The sequence below is a fragment of the Streptomyces sp. NPDC059455 genome (assembly GCF_042750115.1).
Taxonomy (GTDB): Bacteria; Actinomycetota; Actinomycetes; order Streptomycetales; family Streptomycetaceae; genus Streptomyces; species Streptomyces endocoffeicus.
In genome coordinates this window covers 1-15,543 of sequence record NZ_JBHYVB010000241.1, presented here as the reverse complement: position 1 = coordinate 15,543, position 15,543 = coordinate 1, and the positions used below count along the sequence as shown (strand labels likewise).

Genomic DNA, 15,543 nt, shown 5'->3' with positions numbered 1-15,543 from the left:
AAGTCGACTGGCATTTCACCACCGACGACGCACGCGTGAAACTGCGCCACCTCTACCCAACCACACAGCAAAATTAAGCCGCGACAATCTACTAGGCGGCGGGGCCACAAGCGATCGACTCACCCGCGTCCTGCCCACGCCACAGGTGCGTTCAAGAGGGGACCCTGCCGCCATGCTGACCGAGAGGACACGGGCCTCCGCCTCCCACAGGACCCTGGTGCTGCGCCTGTTGCGCGAACACGGCTCGCTGACCCGGGGAGAGTTGGGGACCCTGTGCGGCCTGTCCCGCACCGTGCTCCACGACGCCGTCGGAGCGCTCATGGACAACGGCACCGTCCTCGCCTCCATACCGGAAGCGGCCCGGCGCAAGCGGGGCCGCCCGGCCGAGGTACTGACCCTGAACCCCGGAACCGGCCTGCTGCTCGGTCGAGTTCGCACGGCGGGCGGTGCGGGTGGCCACGATGGACGCGTCACGCGAGATCGTCGGCGCCGTGGAGGAGGCACACGGCCCCGACACCCCGTGGCAGGCCCGTGTCGACATCGCATGGCGGCTGGCGGACACCCTGACGAGCGGGGCGCTGCGGTCCGGCGCGCCAACAGCGTCGGCGTCGGGGTGGTCGGACCGGTCGGCCCGCCGGACCACGGCCCCCTGCGGGCATCCCCGCACAACACGGTTTCAGAGCTGGTCCGCGAGCGCTTCGGTGCCCGGGTGCTGATCGACAACAACACCCGGTTGGCGGCACTGGCCGAGACGATCTGGGGCGCGGCCGCCGGCGAACAGGACGTGCTGTACCTGCGGTTGTCGCACGGCGTCGGCGGCGGACTCGTGGTGGCCGGCGCACTCCACCACGGCGCCCACGGCTACTCCGGAGAGTTCGGCCACATCACCGTGGAACCGGACGGCGCGCCCTGCGAGTGCGGTGGGACCGGGTGCCTGGAGACGGTGGCCTCGATCGGGGCCGTACTCGACGCCTACCGCGCCGCCGGAGGTACGGCAGCGGACGTCCCGGAGCTGGTGGCCGCGCTCAGGTCCGGCGACCGTAGGGCACATGCGGTCCTGGAGCGGGCCGGCGCCCACATCGGCGGAATGCTGGACGCCGTGAACCACGCCGTGGGTCCGGGCGTGATCGTCGTAGGCGGTGAGCTGGTCGACGCCGATCCGGCCCTGATGCGGTCGATCGAACACACGCTGAACACGCGCGTGAAGCGCGGCTCGTACGGGCGGCCGACAGTGCGTCCGGCCGGACTCGGTGACTCCGCCGCCGCGCTCGGCGCCATCGCCCACATCGCGCCGCGCGGAGGGCCGCCTGCCCTGGATGACCGCCGAGTCGTTTCCGTGAAGCGAATGACCCCCGCTCCGGTGGGGCGCGTGCCCTGCCCGGTCCGCAACGCGCGTTCATGATGGTACTCCCACACGAGGAGCGTCAATCATGAGCACACTCGACATCCTGTCCGAGGACGAGCGGTTCATCGTCGGCACCGTGCACGACTTCGTCGACAGGGAAGTGAAGCCCGTCGTCCGGGAGCTGGAGCACGCCAACACCTACCCCGAAGCCCTCATCGAGCAGATGAAACAGCTCGGAATCTTCGGACTCGCCGTCCCGGAGGAGTACGCCGGTACCCCGGTCTCCACCCCTTGTTATGTGCTGATCACCGAAGAGCTGGCCCGTGGCTGGATGAGTCTGGCGGGCGCGATGGGCGGGCACACGGTCGTCGCCAAGCTGCTGCTGCGCTTCGGCACGGAGGAGCAGAAGCGGCGCTACCTGCCGAGGATGGCCACCGGTGAGATCCGGGCGACCATGGCGCTGACCGAACCGGGCGGCGGCTCCGACCTCCAGGCGATGCGCACCGTCGCCCGGAGGGATACGGACGGCTATCTGGTGAACGGTGCGAAGACGTGGATCACCAACTCCCGCCGGTCCCAGCTCATCGCCCTGCTGTGCAAGACCGACCCGGACGCGAGCCCCGCGCACACGGGCATCTCCATCCTGCTCGCCGAGCACGGCCCCGGGCTGACCGTCTCGCGTGACCTGCCCAAGCTCGGCTACAAGGGCGTGGAGAGCTGCGAGTTGTCCTTCGAGGACTACCGGGCGCCCGCGGATGCCGTGCTCGGAGGCGTGGCGGGCAAGGGCTTCGCGCACATGATGAAGGGACTGGAGACCGGCCGCCTCCAGGTTGCCGCCCGCGCCCTCGGCGTAGGCCGGGCGGCATTCGAGGACGCCCTCGCCTACGCACAGGAACGCGAGTCGTTCGGCAAGCCGATCTGGCAGCACCAGTCCATCGGCAACTACCTGGCCGACATGGCGACTTCACTGACCGCGGCGCGCCAGCTGACCCTCTACGCGGCCCGGGAGGCGGACGCCGGACGCCGGGTGGACATGGAGGCCGGCATGGCGAAACTCTTCGCTTCCGAGACGGCGATGCGGATCGCCCTGAACGCCGTCCGCATCCACGGCGGTTACGGCTACTCCACCGAGTTCGACGTCGAGCGCTACTTCCGTGACGCCCCGCTGATGATCGTCGGCGAGGGAACCAACGAGATCCAGCGCAATGTCATCGCGAGCCAGCTGGTCAAGCGCGGAGGTCTGGACGCCTGATCACCCGGGGCCCCTCAGCCTCCGTGGACCGAGTCCTCCTCGTCCGGGATGACACCGCCGTCCTGTCGGCGCACCGGACCCAGCGCGCCGTCGGGGTCGGTGTATCCGGTGGTGGAGCAGGGGTAGGCGGCTTCCTTGCGCGGCAGCGGCTCGATGAACATGGGGTTGATCAGCCAGGTGCCGTCAGCGTTGTCGTAGGCCCGGCACATGATCTCGTTCTTGTTCCGGCTGAGGACCGGGCCCGCACCGGTCGCGTCGCCGACCACCGTCACATCGGTGTCGGCATCGCCCGCGCCGATGCTGCCGGCCCATGAGGTGTCGCACCTTGCGAGCGTCACCTGTTTGACTGGTTACGCAAACCCGGATTAGCCTGCGACCGTCACCAGCCGTCCGCCGAGGGCTGTGTCGCCCGGACACCCTGTTCACCCACGTCCTCGCTCGACCGTGGCCCCTCGCCACAGCCTGCTCGCGTCATCGCCCTGACCAGCACTCTCATGAGGAACCCATGGAACTGAACGAGTACCTGTACTTCCTGCGCCGCGCGTTCGACGGCATGATCGGCGCGCTGGAGGAACTGGGCGACGAGCTCGCCAACACCGTGCCCCCGCCGGCCGGGGCGAACAGCCCGTTCGCTGTCGCCTACCACTGCACGGGCGTGGCCGACTACTGGATCGGGCACGTCATCGCCGGCAGGTCCGTGGACCGGGACCGGGCCTCGGAGTTCACCGCCGTCGGGACGGTCGCCGATCTCAAGAGCACTCTGGACCCGCTGTTCGACCGCCTCCGCGACGACCTGCGGGAAGTCGACGCACAGGCGGCGCCCCGCAACGTACCGCCCGCCTCCTTCGAAGGCCCCGACCGTCCGCTGAGCTGTGCCGGCGTTCAGCTGCATGTGCTGGAGGAACTCGCCCAGCACCACGGGCAGGTACAGATCACCCGGGACGTCCTCCTGAACGGAACGGTGCGATGACTCCCATACCCCCCGGCCCGGGAGCCCCGGCCGCCGGCCATCGCCACGTTCCGGGCTTCGACGACCTCGACCGGGACTGGCTGCGCAACCGGGCCGGGGTGAAGTGGCACCGCGTGGATCGGACGGTCCTGCCCGCCTGGGTGGCCGATATGGACTACCCGATCCCCCCGGCCGTCGCCGAGGCTCTTCACGAGGCCGTCACCTACGGAGATCTGGGCTATCCCGACTGGCCCGACGGCAGCCCGCTGCGCGGGCTCTTCGCCGAGCGCATGACGTCCCGCTACGGCTGGGAGGCCGCTCCGTCCCGCGTCCGCGAACAAACAGACCTCATACAGTGCCTGCAGCTTCTGCTCCACCTGGCCACCTCGCCAGGGGACGCCGTCGCCGTCCAGACGCCGAACTATCCCCCGTTCCTGGCCACGCTGAAAACGATGCGACGTCCCGCCGTTCCGGTGCCCATGATCCAGACCGACCAGGGCTGGCGCATGGACTTCGCCGCGCTGGCCGACGGCGTGGCCCGCCACGGCTGCAAGGTCCTCCTGCTGGTCAACCCCCACAACCCCACCGGCCGGGTGATGACCCGGGACGAGCTCGAGGAGATCGCCGCCGTTGCCCGACGGCACGACATGCTGGTCATCAGCGACGAGATTCACTCCGAGCTGAGCCATGCCCCCCACCAGCACATCCCCTTCGCGTCCCTGTCGCCCGACGCCGCCGCACGGACGGTGACCATCACCTCCGCGACCAAGGCGTTCAACCTCGCCGGCCTGCGGTGCACCGTCACCCACTACGGTCCCGACCGGCTGCTGGCCACCCGCGACGCCCAGCCACCGGACCTGTACGGAACCGTCTCCACCCTCGGCGTCATCGGCACCCAAGCGGCCTGGCGGCACGGAGATCCCTGGCAGAAGGAACTCCTGACCGTCCTGGACCGCAACCGCCATCGCGTCCACGACGTGCTGCGCGACCGGGTGCCGGCACTGCGCCACTGGCTTCCCGAAGCCACCTACCTCGCCTGGCTCGACGTCCGTCGGCTGCGGCTCACGGAAGATCCGGTCCAGTACGTGCTCCGCCAGGGCAAGGTCCTCCTCGACGGCGGGGAACCCTTCGGCCCGGAGTCCGGCGGATATCTGCGGCTCAACTTCGCCACCTCGGCGCGGGTGCTGGACGAGGTCCTCGACGGCGTCGTCACCGCGCTGGCCCCCTTCCAGGAGCGCTAGGGAAATCTCTGTGAGCGATTCCCGCGCGAAGCCGGCCATCGTCCCCGCCACCCACTCGGACGCGGCAGGTCGTCACCACATTGACAGGTGTCGCAATATCGACACGGGAGACGTCACCTGTCAATATGGACGCGTGGATGAGTTCGTCTTTGTGAGTGGCCGGCTGTGTCTCGATCTGGCGGGCACCAAGCTGTGGCGTCGGAGTCTTCGCACGGAGCTGCTGAACTCCCCGGATGACATGCGACGCTGGGTTCGCCAGGCGGAGCTCCTGGATGATCCGGGCCCAGTGGACGCCCGCGCGTTCGAGCGGCTGCGCCGTCTGCGTGAGGCGGTCTACACGCTCGCCACTTCCTGGCCTCCGGGCGACCACCCGGATGCCGACGTCGGTGAAGTCCTCGCGGAAGTGAACGAAGCGGCCCGGCTGCCGCTGCCGAAGCATCAGCTCGAGGTGTCGGGTCGTCTGACCCGGACGGGCAGTGTGGACGAGGTACTCGGTGCGGTGGCCCGTGACGCGGTGGAGCTGCTGAGCTCGGCCCATTTCGCGCGGATGAGGGAGTGCGCCAACCCGGACTGCACACGCCTCTTCGTCGATCTGTCCCACTCCGGCGCCCGACGATGGTGCGGAATGGCCGAGTGCGGGAACAAGCACAAGGCCGCCAGCTACCGGAGGCGGAAGAAGCAAGCCACGGTCGAAGCCGTTGTCTGAGGGCAGACCACTCATGATGAGCTCTTGGCCCACAAAGGTTGGCCCACAAAGGTTGGCGGGAGCCCCGCGCAGGGCGGTCGCCCCGAGCTGATCGAGCTCGCCGTCACCGGCCAATCGGCCGGCCCCGAAGAGCAGTTGGATGATCGGCTGTGGCTCAGGTCACCGCTTTGGTGCCGGGGAGCCGGAGTGGTGGATCGTCGTGGTGAGGCGTCGCAGCGCGGCGTGGGCGGGTGGGCCCCAGGTGCGCTTGCCGCCCGGACGGCCGTGGACGCCCGCCTCTCCGATGAAGACGCAGGCGAGGGCTTTCAACACCGCCCAGCCGCGGGCGCGGCGTCGGGTCGCCGTGTCCGGGGTCGGTTGATAAGCGTCGTAGAAGCGGTCGACGGCGCCGTCCGGCAGCAGCATCCACGCGGCGGCGAGATCGCAGGCCGGATCGCCCGCGAAGAGATCGCCGAAGTCGATCACGCCGCAGAAGGTGCCGTCCGCGGTGAGGACGTTGGCCGGATGCAGATCGCCGTGCAGCCATAGCGCCGGCCCCGTCCAGTCGGGCGCGGCGACGGCGTCCTCCCAGACGGCGCGGACGGCGTCCGGGTCGGGGATCAGCCCCGACTCGGCGGCCGAGGCCAAGGCCCGAGCGAACCCCTCGGCCTGGTCGGTCAGCGGCCCTCCACGGTCGCGGCCGGTCGGCGCCCCGTCCGGGGCCGGTCGGTGAAGAGCGGTCAGAAACGTGGCCAGGGTGTCGGCCGCCTCCGCGGCGCGCGTGGCGGGGGCGCGGTCGGCGGGCGTTCCCGGCACCCAGGTGGTGACGATCCAAGGCCGCGGGAACCGCTCGGAGGGCTCGCCGAGACGCTGCGGGACGGGGACCGGCAAGGGAAGACGCGGGGCGAGAGCGGGAAGCCAGGCGTGCTCTTTGAGCAGCAGCGCGTCCGCGGACTGCGTCGCCCAGGGCAGCCGGACGGCGAGGTCGTCGCCGAGCCGCCACAGCTGGTTGTCCCAGCCCCGCGCACCGAGCCGCACGGGGCGATCGACCAGGTCGGGGTGCTGGTCGCGCAGCAGATCCCGGACCAGTTCCGCGGTGATCTCGATCTCGGTGTGGGTCATGCGGAGCCACGATAGCCGGACCGTGCCCCGCCGTTCGTGACGTCCAGCACTCCCCTCGAGCTGTTCGCCGCCGACGAGGTGTAGTCGGCCCTCGTTGTCCCGGACATCCGGCGCCACACCTGACGCGGCGGGGGTCGGCGACGCGGGTTCGAGAGACGGCCTGGAGAGGCTCGCACTCGTATGTCAGGCTCCGGCGCAGCCGCCGACGCTTCTGGCGGACGCAGCGCTCGCTGTCAGGTGAGTGGGCCGAGGGTGAAGCCGCCGTCGGCGATGATTTCGGCGCCGGTGGCGAAGCGGGCTTGGTCGGAGGCGGCGAAGAGGATGAAGTTGGCGATTTCGTCGGGGGTGGCGTTGCGGGGGACGGCGAAGTCGTCGACGGATACGATCGCGTTGCCGTCGGGGCCGTAGGCGAGGGGTGTTTCGATGATGCCCGGGTGGACGGAGTTGACGCGGATGTTGTCGCGGGCCAGTCCCTTGGCGGCTGCGCGCATGAGGCCGCGCAGTGCCCACTTGCTGCTGCTGTAGGCGACGAGTTCCGGGGCGGCCGCGAGCCCGGCGACGGAGTTGATGTTGACGATCGCGCCGCCTCCTGCCTTGCGCATGGAGGGGGCCGCGGCGCGGATGCCGAGCAGGGCGCCGGTGACGTTGGTGTCGAACACGCGCTGGAACTCGTCGAGCGGGACGCTCTCCACGTTGCCGACGCGCAGGTAGGCGGCGTTGTTGATCAGGATGTCCAGGTGGCCGAAGCGTGCTTCGGTCTGGTTGATCGCGTCGGCCCAGTCGGACTCGCTCGTGACGTCGAGCCGTACTCCGAGCGAGGGGCCGTCGAGCTCGGCGGCGAGCTGGTCGGAGTCTGTTCGGGCAGCGGTGACGGTGTTGGCCCCGGCCTCGGAGAACCGGGCGGACAGCGTGGAGCCGAGTGCGCCGGATGCTCCGGTGATGAGAACGGTCTTACCGGTGAAGTCGAGCATGGCGGGTTCCCTTCAGTTGCCGACGAGATCGACGAGATCGGCGGGGGCGGCGGGGGCGGGGGTGGTGAAGTCGTCGGCGTCGGTGGAGTGGGCGAGGGCGCGCCCGGCTTCGAGGGCTTCGAGGCGGTTGCGCAGGGCAGCGGTTGCCAGCGCGTAGGCATCGGAGCCCAGCGTGAGCCGGAATGGCGGCTTGGCCTCGTCGGCGGAGGCGATGATGGCCGCCGCGATCTTCGCGGGGTCACCGGGTGCGGGCAGCGGGGGCAAGTCGCCGGAGAGCATGCCTCGCAGTTGCCCTGAGGGGCCGTCGGCGTATTCGGGCAGCGGGGCGCCCAGGACCGAGCTGGCGGCGCCGAAGTTGGTACGGGAAACGCCGGGCTCGACGACCGTCACGGCGATGTCGAACGGCGCGAGTTCGGCGGCGGCCGACTCCCAGAATCCTTCGATGCCCCACTTGGTGGCGTGGTAGAGGCTCATGGCGGGGAAGGCGACCTGACCGCCGATGCTGGCGACCTGGATGTAGCGTCCGCCGCCCTGGCGGCGCAGGTGCGGGACGGTGGCGCGGGCGAGCTGGATCGACGCCGTCAGGTTGGTCGCGATCTGCCGGTCGATCTGCTCGTCGGTGAGCTCTTCGGCCGCGCCGAAAAGCCCGTAGCCGGCGTTGGACACGACGACGTCGATCCGGCCGAGATCGGAGAACGCGCGGTCCACGACCTCACGCAGCGCGCTCGTGTCGGTGACATCCAGGCGGGACCGCCACAGCCGCTCGCCGTAGCGGGCCGCCAGGTCATCGAGGCTCTCCAGGCGCCGCGCGGTGGCGGCGACCCTGTCCCCCCGTGCGAGCAGCTGCTCGGTGAGGTGACGGCCGAAGCCGGAGGACGTGCCGGTGATGAACCAGGTGCGGGTCATGTCTTGCCCCTCGGGTAGGTAACTAACTAGATACATTCATACCCCACGCCGCTCCCTCACGTAAACACCTGGATGGTTATGTACGATGAGCGCATGCCACCCGACGCCACCGAGACCAAACGACGCCTCATGAACGCGGCGGTCGACGAGTTCGCCACATACGGCTTGGCAGGCGCCCGGATCGACCGCATCGCCGAGACCGCCGCGGCCAACAAGCGGTCGATCTACATGCACTTCGGGACCAAGGAGGAACTGTTCGACAAGGTCGTCGCCGACAGCATGATCAAGCTGGCAGAATCGGCCTCCTTCGAAGCCGGAGACCTGCCCGCCTACGCCGGCGAACTATTCGACCGACTGGAGCAGTGGCCGCATATTCGGCGCCTGTACCTATGGGCGGGACTGGAACGAGACCAGCCCGTCGATACTGAGGTCGAGCAATACCGGAAGCGGGTCGCCGCGCTCGAAGCCGCGCAGGAAGCGGGCCAGATCCGCACCGACATCCCGGCGGCGGAACTGATGGCCATGGTGATCGCCCTGGTGATCAGCTGGGACACCGCCGCCTGGTCATTGAAGGCGCTGCAACCGGAGAACCGTCGAGAAACCAGCACCGACCACAGGCACAACGTCACAGCCGCCGTAGCCGCTCTCGCCCGACCCACCACGGGCTTCGGCGAGGGCGCGGACCGAGGGGCCCAGCCCAGCCGCTCACGTCGGTAATGGGCCGGCGGCACCGTCGGCGTTTGAGCCACCGCCCTTCCGGGCCCGGCCCTTGCACGGCAGGGGCCGGTGCTGTGACCGAAAGTCCTAACTGGCGGTGGCGACCACGTGTCTGTCGGCAGAGCTCATCCCATGTCCGATGTCAGTGCCGCCGGTGTGCCGGGGTCAGCCCCGACAGATCCTGTGCGACGACAGTGTTGCGGTCGGCGATGTCGCTGCCAAGTGCGAACTGCGGCCAGTAACCCATGATTTCCTGCCGACTGCGTTCGCTCCACTCCCGCGCGAGATCACTGCGGGTCTTGTGGAAGTTCAGGGCGAAGCCGCCGGTGTGGACGCGCAGCAGTGAGAAGCCGCCGGGGTACTCCTTGCCTGCGGCGATCTCCTGGTGGGTTACCGAGGGAGCGATCGGGCTGATCGTGCGCTTGTTGCGGTGGGTGTGCCCGGCATGGTGGAGAAAGAGTCCGGGCGTGCGGGCGTAGTCCTGCAGGATGGTGGCAGTCTGTCGCGAGTCGAGGGAGTTGCTCGCCGTGATGGGGAACGCGGAGTCCTGGACGATGAGCGGGTGGTGGCCGAACACCATGGTCGGCCGGTCCTTGTCCTTGGCGAGTTCGGAGCGGAACCAGTCGAGTTGGTCGGGAGAGAGGCCGCCGGGGTCCCCGCCGTTACCGGGCTTGTCGTAGGTATCGATCCCGATCACTCTCAGGCCCTGGAGTTCGCGAGTGAAGTAGGTCGGTTCGGCGCCGGGGAAGAACTGATCCTGGAAGCAGTCGTTGCCCTGCCACTGCCCCACCCGGCAGTTGGCGTAAGCGTCGCCGATGTGCGCCCGGTCGTGGTTGCCTCGGGTGACGAAGTAGTCGTCGCGGTAGACGCCGAACTTCCCGAGCATCCGGTGGGCCTTGCTCAGGTCGACCGGGACCGCCTCGGACGTAATGTCGCCGGCAGCCAGCAGGTAGTCCGCCTTCAGCGCGGTCGCGTCATGGATCAGGGCGTCCAGCATGACTTCCGGGTACGGCGGGAGCCCCGGCACTTGCTGGATGCCGAGGTACTCCGGGTGGCCTCCGACGAGCCCGGCCTGGGTCTCGCCCATGTGGAGGTCGTTGCAGAGCGCGATGGAGAACAGGAACCGCCCCGGCGGGGGCTGGGGCGTGGTGAAGCTGTATGGGCCGGTCGAGTCCAGGCCGAAGGAGGAGGTGCCAACCGCGTTGCCGCTGATAAGAGTGAAAGGAGTCGGCGGAACCGGCTTCCCGTTGGACCGAGCCTGGTAGTAGTAGGTCCGCCCGGGCTCCAGGCCGGAGAGCTCGACATAGTGATAAGGCGTGTGGTTCGAGATGCCGCCGGCCACCCGGCGGAGGCGGTCCGGGTGGGTGCCCCAGCGCACCTCGCCGTCTGCGGGGGCGGGCACCATGCGGCCAAACCCGTCGTCGGTGCCGGTGTAGCCGGTGTACCAGGTGATGATCGCCCGGTCCTCGGTCAGGGTGACCAGTTCCAGGTTCGCGGGCGACACGTCATCTCGGCGCGTCGAGGCATGGGCAACGCCGGCAAAGGCGAGGTTACTCATGACAGGCGCGGTCGCCGCCACAGCGGACCAGCGCAGAAGATCTCTTCGGGTGAAGTCGCATCCAGGCATGCTGCAAGTACTAGGCGGTGTCGATGAACCGGGAGGGGCCAGTAGAAGGAGCGCAGGTACGTGCATGGCGAATGGATCTCGGGGTGGTCCGACATCTGCCAGCGGAGGAGCTAGTGAGCTGTTGCCTCTTCGGTCTTGAGGACTGCGTTTCCGCTGATCGGGCATGGGGTCGGCGGTTGCGTGGGGGTGGTGGTGCGTCGCGCCATCGCTTCTGCGGAGATCGTGGATGCCGTCAGTGGTCGGGCTGCTGGAACAGCGTGAGGTCGCTACTCGCCGTCGGGTGCACGAGCTGCGGCAGGAGGCCGACCGTATCCAGGCCGAGTTGGCCGTGGCCGAGCGGGATTGGAAGGAGTGGGTCATCGCCCGGTCGCGGGTCGGTAAGGTGCTGGCCGCGGCGGACGAGACTGTCCGTGCGGCCGACAACAAGCACCTCGGGCCGCTTGAACCCGGCCCCTTCACCAAGTCCATGCGCCGCCTCGGAGTCGTCCTCCTCGTCCCGCAGGCGCCGCGAGGCACTCCACCGCTGGAGTCCGACCCACGACACCTGGCAAGAGATCACCGCCCGCCTACCGCCGGTCCCCGGCCCCGTCCAGCCCAACCTGGACGACCGAAAGCGCCAGGAGGCAACCGCATTCATCTGGGCACAGGTCACACGCGGCGAACCCCTCTTACCACCACGAACGATCGAGGAAGAACAGCCCGAAGGACCGCGCCTGGACATCGAGCTCGACGACTGGGCACCTCTGCACGCCGACGGCTACGACGTGATCACCCTCCGGTTCGTATATCCCTTCCTGCAGCACCGCGACCGCACCATGCGGGCCCTCGGCCGCCGCCTGCGACCTGGCGCCGCCATCGTGGTCATCACGCCCCTCGCCGCCGACACCCCGGCCGAACGGCGCGGCATCGCGCTCGACGAGGACGAACTCGCCCACCTGCGGGCCGGCTGGTCCACCACCGAACGCCACGACGCCGAAGGACTGGCCTTCGTGGTCCTGCGCGGCCCGCACCCGGCCGAGGCCACGCCACCGCCTGAGCCATCGGCCAACCACCCGCACCACGCACCCGCCGACGCCCGAACACGACCTGTGGGCCATCCACGATCTCGCCGAGTGGCGACAGCTCATGGGCGAGCTGGCCTTCGCCCGTCTCGACGCCATCGAGCGCACCCGCCATGGCCAAGGCCCGAACTACCTCGTCACCGGCCCTTGATGGCCAAACCCGACGATGAAGCCGCGCGGCGGCCTGATCGACGGGCGCTGGCGGCTGCTGCGGCGCTGCCGGTGGCGCGGGACGCGGTTGGAATCCCCGGCTCCGTGCCATGACGCGCAACCTCCGCATGTCGCGCGCCCTCTTCCATACCGGCCATGACCGTACGCGCCGGCGTGCCCCGGTGCGGGCCGCGCACCGGCTGACCGACTCGGTTTCCGACCCCGACTCCGACCCGACCCCGCCCCGACCCCGCCCCGACCCCGATACCACGAGGACACACCGCTGTGATGCCCGACGAACACTTCGACCGCATCGCCGACGACCGCACCGATCGTCCGCGCGCAGCCCGTCGCGTTCGTCGGGGAACGCACAGCTCGGTTCCCGGGGAACCGGCGCACGGCCCGCCGATGAGCGAGTTGGCGTACGGCCCGGTGGTGGTTCGCCGCCTCGCGCCGCATACCGTATGACGCTCAATCAGCACGCGGGATGTCCGGGCGCGCACCGGAACCGCAGGAACAACCGTCCGAGCCGTCGTCCGTCCTGGCGCAGACGGCCTCGGTGCACACGACCGACTTGGGGCAGACGTGCCGGAACTTGTACTGCATGCCAATGGACGCACCTGGACCCTGGACGCGTCCCGGAGCTACACCATCGGGCGCGACCAGCAGGCCGACATCTCGTGCATCGACCGCCGAGTCTCCCGACGGCACCTCGTGATCCGTTGTGACGGCGGGACATGGGTCATCGAAGATCTTGGCAGCGCGAATGGCACGTTCGCCGAAGGGCGTCGTATCCAGCGGATGGAGATCGGCCACGGTTCGATCGTCCGGCTGGGAGACGTCTCCACCGGCATGCGGCTGGACTTCACCGGGGTCTTCACCGGAGCCTCGGCGGCGGTGGGTGACGACCAGGTGCGTGCTGACGCCCGAATACGCGCGGGGCTGCCCCAGGGCGAGGCCCATCCCAGTGCCGGGGGCGCCACGGATCGGGGCACGCCGGAGACGGCCGCCGCCACACCCCCGGTGGTGCCCGGTCCCCGGTCGGGGGAGGTTCCGGGAGCCCCCACGGGGGTGGCGGCCCATGGCGACGACCTGTTCCGGCCCCTCCCCCACCACCCCGCGTCCGACCCCACCCGTGCCGCGGTTCCCACGGCTCCCGTAGCCGCGGGTGACGCCCGGGACAGCCACCGGCCCGAAGGACCCACAGCCGGTCCCCGTGGAGCCGCCGCCGCCCTTTTCGTCGACCGGGACCCCTCGGGCGTCCACCGACTCGACCTGGGACAGCGGCTGCGTATCGGTCGCGCGCAGGACAACGAACTCGTGGTGGAGGGCCCGTATGTCTCCCGCTACCACGCGGAGTTCCGGCCCCTGCCCGGTGGCCGCTTCGAAATCGTCGACCTCGGCAGTCACAACGGCACCTATGTCAACGGGCAGCCCGTGGACCGCCGGGTCATCGGCCCGTACGACATCGTCGGTGTCGGCCACTCCACCTTCCGTCTCGCCGGAGACCGGCTGGAGGAGTTCGTCGACACCGGTGAGGTCTCCTTCACCGCCCGCAACCTGACAGTGACCGTCGGGCGCGGCAAGACCATCCTGGACGACGTCTCCTTCGGTGTCCCCGAGAAGTCGCTGGTCGCGGTGATCGGGCCGTCGGGCTCCGGGAAGTCCACCCTGCTGCGCGCACTCACCGGCTACCGGCCGGCCGACCGTGGTCAGGTGCTCTACGACCACCGCGATCTCTACGCCCAGTTCGCCGAGTTGCGGCGCCGTATCGGTCTCGTTCCGCAGGATGACATCCTGCACAAGGAGCTGACCGTCGACACCGCTCTGAAGTACGCCGCCAGGCTCCGCTTTCCCGGTGACACCAAGGCGGCCGAGCGCAAGGCCCGTATCGACGAGGTGCTCCAGGAGCTCAGGCTCGATGCCCACCGGGGCAAGAAGGTCGCCTCGCTCTCCGGCGGTCAGCGCAAACGGGTGTCCGTCGCCCTGGAGCTGCTGACCAAGCCCTCGCTGCTCTTCCTCGACGAGCCCACCTCCGGTCTGGACCCGGGCCTGGACCGTTCTGTCATGAAGTTGCTGCGGGAGCTCGCGGATGACGGCCGCACCGTGCTGGTGGTGACGCACTCGGTCGCCGAACTCTCCATGTGTGACCGGGTGTTGGTCATGGCGCCCGGTGGCTCCGCGGCGTATTTCGGTCCCCCGGACGAGGCCCTGGACTTCTTCGGTCACGACAGCTGGGCCGATGTCTTCTCCGCCTTCGAGGACCATCACGACGACGACTGGGGCGGGCGCTGGCGGGCTTCCCGGCAGTATGAGCGGTGCATCGCGGAGATCGACTCGGCCGTACCGCCGCAGCAGCCCGGCACCCCCGCGACACAGCCGCGCGCACGAGCTCTGCAGCCCAAACCGCAGGGCTGGGTCGGCCAGTTGTGGACGCTGATGCGCCGCTATGTGTCGGTCATCGCCTCCGACAAGGGCTTCATGGCGCTGATGCTGCTGCTCCCGGCCGTGCTGGGCGGGGTGAGTTGTCTGATTCCGGCGAAATACGGGCTCGCCCCGCCACCGCCCGACAGCGGTTTCCGCTACAACCAGGAGTCCGGAACCATTCTGCTGGTACTGGTCGTCGGCATGTGCTTCTCCGGCGCGGCCAACTCCGTGCGTGAATTGATCAAGGAACGGGTGATCTACGAACGGGAGCGAGCCACGGGTCTGTCCCGATCCGCGTATCTGATGTCGAAGGTGATCGTCCTCGGTCTGATCACCGCGCTGCAGGGTGTCGTCATCTGCGCGATCGGCTTCTCCGTCCGCCAACTGCCCGCCCAGGGGCTGCTCATGCCCACGGCCGTCGAGGTCTGCGTGGTCATCAGTGCGCTGGGCTTCACCACCATGCTGTTCGGTCTGGTCATCTCCGCGCTGGTGCGGACCCCGGAGAAGACCATGCCGCTGCTCGTGATGTTCGCCGTCATCCAGGTCGTCTTCACAGGGGTCCTCTTCAAGCTGTTCGACTCTCCGGGCATCGAACAGATCGGCTGGCTGATGCCCGCCCGCTGGGGGGTGGCCGGCGCCGGGACCACACTCGACCTCGCGCACACCATGCCGCCCTGGAGCCTCGACAAGCCGGACGATCTCGACCCGCTGTGGGCCCACACCGTCACCCAGTGGGGCATCGACCTCGGTGTGCTCCTGGCGATCGGGCTGATCTGCGGCTTCGTGGTGGCCCGGCTGCTGCGCCGGCACGAGCCCGAGGTCATGCGGGACTAGCCTGCGCGTTTCACCTGGCACAGTGCCCGGGTCTTCCTGGCACAGTGCCCGGGTCTTGGCTGGGTGGTCACCCAGGCCAACGCCACCGTCCCCGCCGGACCGACGAACCGGCGGGGACGCTGTTCTTCGGGAATCGTGCGAGCGGCAGACCGTCGCGGCACAGCACGAAAAGGGTGCTCGGGGACGGGCGGGCCCCGGCCCCCGCCCCCAGGGCCCTACCGGTCAGCCGCCCAGGACGCTGCCCCCCCTCGGGGCG

The 15,543-nt window shown here is 69.4% G+C and carries 12 protein-coding genes and 2 pseudogenes; 8 read left to right on the top strand and 6 right to left on the bottom strand.

The window, feature by feature from the left end:
* Window positions 1–172 precede the first annotated feature (172 nt).
* The gene (locus ACFXB5_RS46615) at window positions 173–1,402 is read left to right on the top strand and encodes an ROK family protein (protein WP_385220231.1); all 1,230 of its coding nucleotides are present in this window, start codon (window positions 173–175) and stop codon (window positions 1,400–1,402) included.
* A gap of 28 nt (window positions 1,403–1,430) precedes the next feature.
* Window positions 1,431–2,597: an acyl-CoA dehydrogenase family protein gene (locus ACFXB5_RS46610; protein WP_385220229.1), complete on the top strand. Its 1,167-nt coding sequence runs from the start codon at window positions 1,431–1,433 to the stop codon at window positions 2,595–2,597.
* A gap of 14 nt (window positions 2,598–2,611) precedes the next feature.
* Here the strand turns inward: ACFXB5_RS46610 and ACFXB5_RS46605 are convergent.
* Window positions 2,612–2,899: pseudogene (locus ACFXB5_RS46605) on the bottom strand (haloacid dehalogenase-like hydrolase); the annotation flags it as partial.
* 203 nt (window positions 2,900–3,102) lie between these two features.
* Here ACFXB5_RS46605 and ACFXB5_RS46600 point away from each other — a divergent pair.
* From ACFXB5_RS46600 to ACFXB5_RS46590, 3 genes are all read left to right on the top strand, one after another.
* Window positions 3,103–3,567: a DinB family protein gene (locus ACFXB5_RS46600; RefSeq protein WP_385220227.1), complete on the top strand. Its 465-nt coding sequence runs from the start codon at window positions 3,103–3,105 to the stop codon at window positions 3,565–3,567.
* Window positions 3,564–4,787 (top strand): MalY/PatB family protein, encoded by a 1,224-nt coding sequence (locus ACFXB5_RS46595; RefSeq protein WP_385220224.1) that lies wholly within the window; start codon window positions 3,564–3,566, stop codon window positions 4,785–4,787. Before ACFXB5_RS46600 ends, ACFXB5_RS46595 begins: the two co-directional genes overlap by 4 nt.
* 133 nt (window positions 4,788–4,920) lie before the next feature.
* A complete protein-coding gene (locus ACFXB5_RS46590; protein WP_385220221.1) occupies window positions 4,921–5,493 on the top strand; it encodes a CGNR zinc finger domain-containing protein in 573 nt (190 codons plus the stop codon).
* A 159-nt stretch (window positions 5,494–5,652) separates the two neighbouring features.
* Here ACFXB5_RS46590 and ACFXB5_RS46585 read toward each other — a convergent pair whose 3' ends face one another.
* The 3 genes from ACFXB5_RS46585 to ACFXB5_RS46575 all read right to left on the bottom strand — a co-directional run bounded on the left by ACFXB5_RS46585 (window position 5,653) and on the right by ACFXB5_RS46575 (window position 8,471).
* Window positions 5,653–6,594 (bottom strand): aminoglycoside phosphotransferase family protein, encoded by a 942-nt coding sequence (locus ACFXB5_RS46585; RefSeq protein ID WP_385220219.1) that lies wholly within the window; start codon window positions 6,592–6,594, stop codon window positions 5,653–5,655.
* 233 nt (window positions 6,595–6,827) lie between these two features.
* Window positions 6,828–7,565 carry an SDR family NAD(P)-dependent oxidoreductase gene (locus tag ACFXB5_RS46580; RefSeq protein ID WP_385220216.1) on the bottom strand — a complete coding sequence of 246 codons (738 nt, stop codon included), beginning with the start codon at window positions 7,563–7,565 and terminating at the stop codon, window positions 6,828–6,830.
* Window positions 7,566–7,577: 12 nt separating this feature from the next.
* Window positions 7,578–8,471, bottom strand: coding sequence for an SDR family oxidoreductase (locus ACFXB5_RS46575; protein ID WP_385220213.1), 894 nt, complete (start codon window positions 8,469–8,471; stop codon window positions 7,578–7,580).
* Between the two features lie 93 nt (window positions 8,472–8,564).
* Between ACFXB5_RS46575 and ACFXB5_RS46570 the strand changes: the two genes are divergently transcribed.
* Entirely contained in the window at window positions 8,565–9,188 is a 624-nt protein-coding gene (locus ACFXB5_RS46570) for a TetR family transcriptional regulator (protein ID WP_385220210.1), read from the top strand.
* Window positions 9,189–9,330: 142 nt separating this feature from the next.
* On the opposite strand, the gene ACFXB5_RS46565 is transcribed toward ACFXB5_RS46570, so the two are convergent.
* Entirely contained in the window at window positions 9,331–10,692 is a 1,362-nt protein-coding gene (locus ACFXB5_RS46565) for a metallophosphoesterase (RefSeq protein ID WP_385220207.1), read from the bottom strand.
* 349 nt (window positions 10,693–11,041) lie between these two features.
* Here ACFXB5_RS46565 and ACFXB5_RS46560 point away from each other — a divergent pair.
* A pseudogene (locus tag ACFXB5_RS46560) lies at window positions 11,042–11,236 on the top strand (hypothetical protein); the annotation flags it as partial.
* 247 nt (window positions 11,237–11,483) lie between these two features.
* Here the strand turns inward: ACFXB5_RS46560 and ACFXB5_RS46555 are convergent.
* Complete coding sequence (locus ACFXB5_RS46555; RefSeq protein ID WP_385220234.1) at window positions 11,484–11,825, bottom strand: hypothetical protein; 342 nt, start codon at window positions 11,823–11,825, stop codon at window positions 11,484–11,486.
* 786 nt (window positions 11,826–12,611) lie between these two features.
* Between ACFXB5_RS46555 and ACFXB5_RS46550 the strand changes: the two genes are divergently transcribed.
* Window positions 12,612–15,287, top strand: a complete 2,676-nt coding sequence (locus ACFXB5_RS46550) for an FHA domain-containing protein (RefSeq protein ID WP_385220204.1) — start codon at window positions 12,612–12,614, stop codon at window positions 15,285–15,287.
* Window positions 15,288–15,543: the final 256 nt, after the last annotated feature.

Bases quoted from the DNA above. Each gene is read 5' to 3' on its own strand.
- ACFXB5_RS46615 (WP_385220231.1), top strand. From the start codon at position 173: ATGCTGACCGAGAGGACACGGGCCTCCGCCTCCCACAGGACCCTGGTG.
- ACFXB5_RS46610 (WP_385220229.1), top strand. From the start codon at position 1,431: ATGAGCACACTCGACATCCTGTCCGAGGACGAGCGGTTCATCGTCGGC.
- ACFXB5_RS46600 (WP_385220227.1), top strand. From the start codon at position 3,103: ATGGAACTGAACGAGTACCTGTACTTCCTGCGCCGCGCGTTCGACGGC.
- ACFXB5_RS46595 (WP_385220224.1), top strand. From the start codon at position 3,564: ATGACTCCCATACCCCCCGGCCCGGGAGCCCCGGCCGCCGGCCATCGC.
- ACFXB5_RS46585 (WP_385220219.1), bottom strand. From the start codon at position 6,594: ATGACCCACACCGAGATCGAGATCACCGCGGAACTGGTCCGGGATCTG.
- ACFXB5_RS46580 (WP_385220216.1), bottom strand. From the start codon at position 7,565: ATGCTCGACTTCACCGGTAAGACCGTTCTCATCACCGGAGCATCCGGC.
- ACFXB5_RS46575 (WP_385220213.1), bottom strand. From the start codon at position 8,471: ATGACCCGCACCTGGTTCATCACCGGCACGTCCTCCGGCTTCGGCCGT.
- ACFXB5_RS46570 (WP_385220210.1), top strand. From the start codon at position 8,565: ATGCCACCCGACGCCACCGAGACCAAACGACGCCTCATGAACGCGGCG.